Genomic DNA, 6035 nt, shown 5'->3' with positions numbered 1-6035 from the left:
GAGCATTACATTAAGATTATCTTTAACAGATAACCATATGAATATCATATTCCTTTATTAAGGATATATAACGGAAAACTCTAAATGGCTTTTAAAATTTCCTGATGTAAACATAGGCTGTAAACTTACCATTCTTGCAGATAGTGGAATTTCGGCACTTTTAGTGGCGCTATTGATAGCCATATCTACCATACTGCCATTTTTAATGGTCGTTTTATTATTTGTTTGCGCGAGATGCAGCAAGCTTCCAGTGGAACTGCCTGTATTCACAAAATAGTTATTGTCGATGGTATCGGGTGTTCCGTTAACACTGAATTTGGCATTTTTGGTTGTCACAGGGCAATCAACCAATTTAATAGAAAAATCCACCCATGGGCTTTGGGCTGGGTTGCGATAATTCCAACGATTTATTTTACCGAGATCCACGTTATAACTGGTGTTTTCGACTTTGCAGGGCATGGCGATCACATTGCCATGTACCTTAATATTGACGGTTTCTGCCATTGCAGGTAACGCTAATAGTCCCAATATACTGAATAAAAATATTTTCATTAGCTGCTCCTATAGATAGGTAATGGTGGCAGTAATATTGGCGGATAAGGTGCCCGCAGTACCATTACCGAGTGAAGAAAATGCCCGTGTACGTAGAGGTACACTCACCAAAGATTGCCCATTGGTGGGAACCGTTAATACTTTAGTATTGCCTAGCGGAGTTGCGCCATCGCCACTTTGCAATTGAATGGCTATATTGGCGGCGGTGCCGCTATTTTTATATAGGCTATTGATATCCGCGTTATCCCCTGTGCCTGTGAAGGTTAATTTCACATTATTGATATATGCGGAGCAATCTTTTAATTCAATATTAAAGGTTTTCCAAGGTGAGGCGCCTTGTGCAGAAATAAAGGAATCTAAACCTATATTCGTAAGGTCAACATCAATATTATTTCCAGCAGATAAATTACAGGTAGCTGCTTTAATATTACCCTTAAAATTTACTGTTACAGTATCCGCTGCATTAACCAATAATGGTTGAGAAAAAACATTTATAATTAGTAGTGTAAATATTGTTTTTTTCATGAATACCTCTATTCATAGCGAATATTAACGGTGGCTGTTGCATTTGCACTTCCAGGAGTGATTTTATCTGCCGTTTTAATATAACGGGCTTTCCAGCCCAAAACATAGTCGCCTTCAGGAACATTATTTTGTGAAATATTACTTGTATTTAGTTTTATGGGGGCATTGTTTTTATCTAGGAGTTGAATTGCTACGCCAGTTGCTTTATCTGCACCAGATAAAGCGAGTTTCCCAGTATTTTGATCAATATAGCCAGAGGAACTGGTAACGGTAGTTTTAATATTTGTTCCCGGATTACAGGTTAATGTAATTGGAACATCGATAGCATCACTAGCATCTCCAATATTTTTAAACTGAGTATCTCGCCAGTCACCTAGCTCAATATTATAAACGGATTGGTTATTTTTCAGTGAACATTGGAGAATGTTGACTTTAATTTGGTCAGTAGGAAAATATAAACTCGCTAAGGTAAAGGTTGTTCTTGGGTAGGGGTTATATGCGAGAGCATGACCAATGACACCCGATGATAATGATCCCGACTGTGTTACCCGCCCTGTTTTTATAAATGTGACTGTCCACATGGGGGTATTAATTCGAAGAGAACTATGAGTATTATCATAAGGAGCATAAAATGGTTCTGGTCCACTATTAAGATAAAATCTGTCGTGCATTATTTTTACGCCAATTCCAGGAATATTTGTATTGGCAATATAGTTAGCATTAGGTTTCCAACTATTTGCATAAGCGTATTTCCAGCGTATATTTCCACATGTCCCAGGGTAGGTTGTTATCGCGTAAGGACTTCCACTTACATATCTGTGTTCAAAAATAGATAAGTCGCGAACACTGTTATCATCATAAAGTATATTAAATGTGCGTGGAGTCACGGTTGTTATCACATTATTTAATGCAGGATTTTGTACACAGATTGCATTAGCATACCCGGTATACAAGCACCCCACCGCCAATACGGAGTTAACTATTAATTTTTTCATTACTTATTTCCTTATTATTGGCAAATGGCAATAGTTTTATATAAACCAATATAATTCGGTAATCCCGCCAAGTTATAATTCACCTGACACTGTTGCTTATCGTTATATTGAATCGTAAATGAGCCACTCTCTGGCATTCCTGACAGATAAATTTCCCCATCATTTCCGACCATCGCATTGAGCTGATTATTGCTTGGGAAAATTGCCTGCGCCCCGAATGGCACGGGTTTACCATCTTTAAAGTGCAACGTCATGATGGCGCGATAGCCCACATTGGCATTAAAGCTAGCTTTAGCAATTGCCCCACGGCTTGGTGCCACATTCTGGGTGGTTAACTCCATTTCGGTATCATCCGGCAATTTACTGGTATCAATTTGGATACCATTGCTGCGATACGCGGTGACATACGGCACTAACGCATAGCCTTGCCCGTTGGTTTGGATACCGGTTTGGTTCAATATCGGGACATTAGCGGCATCTGGAATTTCCACCAATGCCGCGGTTTCTCCCAGCTGCTGGCCCAAAACCACGCCGCCAGAATGGGCGACCACACTACCGCTGGCGCCGTAATACAGGTTGTAATTGTCGGTGCTGTAACCCGTACCCCCAGTGACTTCCCCATATTGCCCACGGTAGCTGGCATTTAAGTTACCGGAAGCTCCAGAATCGCGGGTTGGGAAGTTTTGTTGAGCACTCCAGTTCAAGCGATTATCCAGTTGCGTTGCCGAAACCCCCATGCTGCCCGAGGAGCCATTGCTACTGCTGTTTGTGCCATTAAGGTTGTAATAGAAAGTGCTATCAAACAGGCTAAATGGCACACTCACCGTAAAGGCAAACTGGTGATCATCGTCTTTATTACGTCCATCGTAGTTATTTGGGTTGGTGTTTTTGTTATAGCTATAATTCACCCCATAGCTAATGTCGTTCCAGCTATTGTTATAGCCAATGGTTGTTGACTGCGTTTTGCGATCGCTATTCCAGTAATCTTCACTCACAAAACCTACCGACAAGGAACCCCAGCCGTCCCCTAAGCTTTGGCTGAGGGTGATTTCTCCACGGTTACGGCGGCGCTCATGTAATGCGGTAAATGCTTCTTTTCGATAGCCATCAAACACTTCCGACAAGCTATAAAACCCTTTAGTGGAATAACGATAGCCCGCTAAAGCGATGTTGGTGCCAATATCATTCAGGTTTTTGTTATAGCGAAAACGGTAGGATTGTCCGCTCTCTTTTTCACCATTACTGAGGGTCGAACTGGCGTGGGTGACATCGATAGATAATGCACCAAATCGCCCTAAGTTTTGCCCTGAACCGATGGAGTAAGCCTGATATTTGTCACTGACTTGGCTTCCGCCAAACAGAGTCACCCCCCAAGGCAGCCCGTAAGTTAGTGCAAATTGCGCAAAGGTTTTTTTATCCACGCTACTGTCATAACTGCGGTATTGCCCGCCCGTCACGCTATAGGAGAGATAGCCTTCACGTTGTAAAACCGGTAAAGAGGCAAACGGAATAATTTGGTACTGTTCGCTACCGTTGGCTTCTTTAATCGTAACGTGTAAGTCCCCACTCCCCCCTGTAGGGTAGAGATCGTTAATTTCAAACGGACCTGCTGCAACATCGGTTTGGTAAATGGTGTAACCGTTTTGACGAATGGTGATCTGCGCATTACTGCGCGCGATACCCCGTACCACTGGTGCGTACCCACGTAGGCTTTCTGGATTCATATCATCGTCAGTGGAGAGTTGCACCCCACGAAACGGCACACTGTCGAAAATATCGGACGGTGATGAGCTGTCCCCAAGGATCAGCTGACTTTTTATCGCATTGATATTACGGCTTAAATAGGTATATACCGTGTCCCACTTATTGCGTTGCCCATCACTACTTTGCCACGTGGTGTAGTTGCGCAGACGCCACGGACCGATATTCAGCCCTGGGCGCAAGTTCACATAGTTGGAATTGCTGCTGTTATTATCATTTTTACGATCGATACTGCGCGAGCCGTTATAGCTGTAATTGAGTAACAGGGCAGTGATCCCATTGTCGATCGCCGCGAGATCCACATAGCCGCGCGGGTTCATGTTCAATGCAATCTGCGGAATGCTTAAATAAAGGCGCTGAGAACCAAATTCAAACTCACTTTTGGCATCAGGAATCGCAGATAAATTAATGCATTGGTTACCCGCGACTCGCAGCTCAGGGTATTCCCCGACTTTAACCCCAACATCTTTCAGGTCAGAGAGCGTTAAGCAAGGCTCCAGTTCATTATTTTTATTGGTGGAAAAGCTAACACTTTTTGAGCCAATCAAGCTCTTATTAATGTAAATATCCACATAATATTGACCCGGTAATTGTTCATTACGCTCAAACTGTTCTAAGTCCACGGATTCTTTATTCGGTAGCTCAAGAAATTCAGGATCAAAATAGGTGTCCGTTTCTGCCGAAGACGTCGCAATATAGCCTAGAGATAAAAATAGGCTAAGGCATATTTTATTTATTTTCATAGATAAACCTAACTATCCTTAAGGCTATATTTTTATTTCTGCTGGATTATTGGCGGAGCCATAATCATTAATCACTTCCCATTTAATGGTTCCGTGTAATTCAGGATTGTTAATATTGAAGCTTTTCTCTGAAAACGGTGCGACATAAGAAATATTTTCTGCGCTCTTCCCATTAAATTTAATACTCTGGAAGTTCATGTAATAAGGTGTTGGGTTATTAACAGTAATGGCTTTACTATTTTTCGACCACTTAAGTTTTTTTTGCTCTTCATTAAAATCGACATTCGTTAATGAATCAGGACGATAAATTAATTTCATCTGAGTTTTGAACGCGATCTTTAGTGAGTTTTCTGATTTTTTCTCTGTTGCAGGAATTGTTTTTACATTTAACCAAAATAAAGATTCTCTATCTTTTGGTAGAGAGTCTTGGGTTAGAAATATCCGTAATGCATTAGTCTTTTCTTGGTTTAAACGAAAAAGTGGTGGCGTAATAGTAAAGTCCGTTTGCTTGCCTTCATTGGCATTTTCAATCCATGATTGAATTAAATAAGGAATTTTATCTGGATTTTCTACACTAATACTCACGTCTTTCTTCCCTTCAGGATAAATGACGCGGGTACCACCAATAATGACACCAGCATTGGCTGTACTGATAAGTGCGAAAAAAAAGATAAAAATAGTAATTATTGATTTCATATAGCCACCACTGAGTTATAACAAAACAAAAAATAAATCACTAAGGCTTATATCCATATAAACCTTAAATTGAAATTAGTTATAATTAATTGTGAATGTTGCCGTTGAGTTTGCTAAACCAGCACTGACAGCATCAGACATTGCAATATAACGTGCGGTAAAATCTAAATTATTTACAACCGTTTCTTTTAGGGCATATTCACTGGATGCGGTATATAAAGGAACAGTAATTCCTTTAACGTCTTGAATTTGAATACCAACATCTTTAGCAATTCCAGATGCTCCCGCATTGGTTAACTGCAGAACACTGCTATCACCTTCATAAGAAACGCCATCAAATTTTACCGTTGCAGTGGTTACTGCGGCAGGGCAGTTTTCTAATTGAATGGAAAACTTAGTGGCAGCAGCAGTACTACCAGTACTGGCTAATGATGTTTTAGAAACTTTACCTAAGTTCACTTGAATAGCATCAGAACCGGATGCTAACTGACATGCGTTATCGGTAATTTCGCCCGTGAAATTAATATCACCATCTTTGGCAAAGCCATTAGCAGAAATTAATAAAGTTCCTGTTGCAATTAACGATGCAATAATCTGTTTTTTCATTTTAACTCTCCGAACTGAGTTCGATATAAAATATAATTTCGTGAATGTTTTTCGCTTGTGAATTAAAGCTTAAGTATTTTGTGTTTGTTTTTATAAATAAACAAGTTTGTGTTTTTTTAGATTTTAAATTTCATCTTGAGTTACGGTTATTTATTTT

At 40.2% G+C, this 6035-nt stretch carries 6 protein-coding genes; all 6 read right to left on the bottom strand.

Annotation, left to right across the window (positions count from 1 at the left end; translation table 11 throughout):
* Window positions 1-57: 57 nt before the first annotated feature.
* The 6 genes from JK188_RS15960 to JK188_RS15935 all read right to left on the bottom strand — a co-directional run bounded on the left by JK188_RS15960 (window position 58) and on the right by JK188_RS15935 (window position 5878).
* Complete coding sequence (locus tag JK188_RS15960; RefSeq protein ID WP_211887158.1) at window positions 58-552, bottom strand: fimbrial protein; 495 nt, start codon at window positions 550-552, stop codon at window positions 58-60.
* Between the two features lie 9 nt (window positions 553-561).
* A complete protein-coding gene (locus tag JK188_RS15955) occupies window positions 562-1077 on the bottom strand; it encodes a fimbrial protein (RefSeq protein ID WP_211887159.1) in 516 nt (171 codons plus the stop codon).
* An 8-nt stretch (window positions 1078-1085) separates the two neighbouring features.
* Window positions 1086-2072, bottom strand: coding sequence for a fimbrial protein (locus tag JK188_RS15950; RefSeq protein ID WP_211887161.1), 987 nt, complete (start codon window positions 2070-2072; stop codon window positions 1086-1088).
* Between the two features lie 14 nt (window positions 2073-2086).
* Window positions 2087-4576, bottom strand: a complete 2490-nt coding sequence (locus JK188_RS15945; protein WP_211887163.1) for a fimbria/pilus outer membrane usher protein — start codon at window positions 4574-4576, stop codon at window positions 2087-2089.
* A gap of 24 nt (window positions 4577-4600) precedes the next feature.
* The gene (locus tag JK188_RS15940) at window positions 4601-5272 is read right to left on the bottom strand and encodes a fimbrial biogenesis chaperone (RefSeq protein WP_211887165.1); all 672 of its coding nucleotides are present in this window, start codon (window positions 5270-5272) and stop codon (window positions 4601-4603) included.
* Between the two features lie 75 nt (window positions 5273-5347).
* Window positions 5348-5878 (bottom strand): fimbrial protein, encoded by a 531-nt coding sequence (locus JK188_RS15935; RefSeq protein WP_211887167.1) that lies wholly within the window; start codon window positions 5876-5878, stop codon window positions 5348-5350.
* Between the last annotated feature and the right edge of the window lie 157 nt (window positions 5879-6035).

Origin of the sequence: Providencia sp. JGM181 (assembly GCF_018257375.1) — a bacterium.
GTDB classification, from domain to species: domain Bacteria; phylum Pseudomonadota; class Gammaproteobacteria; order Enterobacterales; family Enterobacteriaceae; genus Providencia; species Providencia lanzhouensis.
The sequence above is the reverse complement of the archived record's forward strand: the minus strand, read 5'-3'. Positions and strand labels throughout refer to the sequence as shown.

Coding starts and splice junctions, on each gene's coding strand:
- JK188_RS15950 (WP_211887161.1), bottom strand. CDS start 2,072: ATGAAAAAATTAATAGTTAACTCCGTATTGGCGGTGGGGTGCTTGTAT.
- JK188_RS15945 (WP_211887163.1), bottom strand. CDS start 4,576: ATGAAAATAAATAAAATATGCCTTAGCCTATTTTTATCTCTAGGCTAT.
- JK188_RS15940 (WP_211887165.1), bottom strand. CDS start 5,272: ATGAAATCAATAATTACTATTTTTATCTTTTTTTTCGCACTTATCAGT.
- JK188_RS15935 (WP_211887167.1), bottom strand. CDS start 5,878: ATGAAAAAACAGATTATTGCATCGTTAATTGCAACAGGAACTTTATTA.
- JK188_RS15960 (WP_211887158.1), bottom strand. CDS start 552: ATGAAAATATTTTTATTCAGTATATTGGGACTATTAGCGTTACCTGCA.
- JK188_RS15955 (WP_211887159.1), bottom strand. CDS start 1,077: ATGAAAAAAACAATATTTACACTACTAATTATAAATGTTTTTTCTCAA.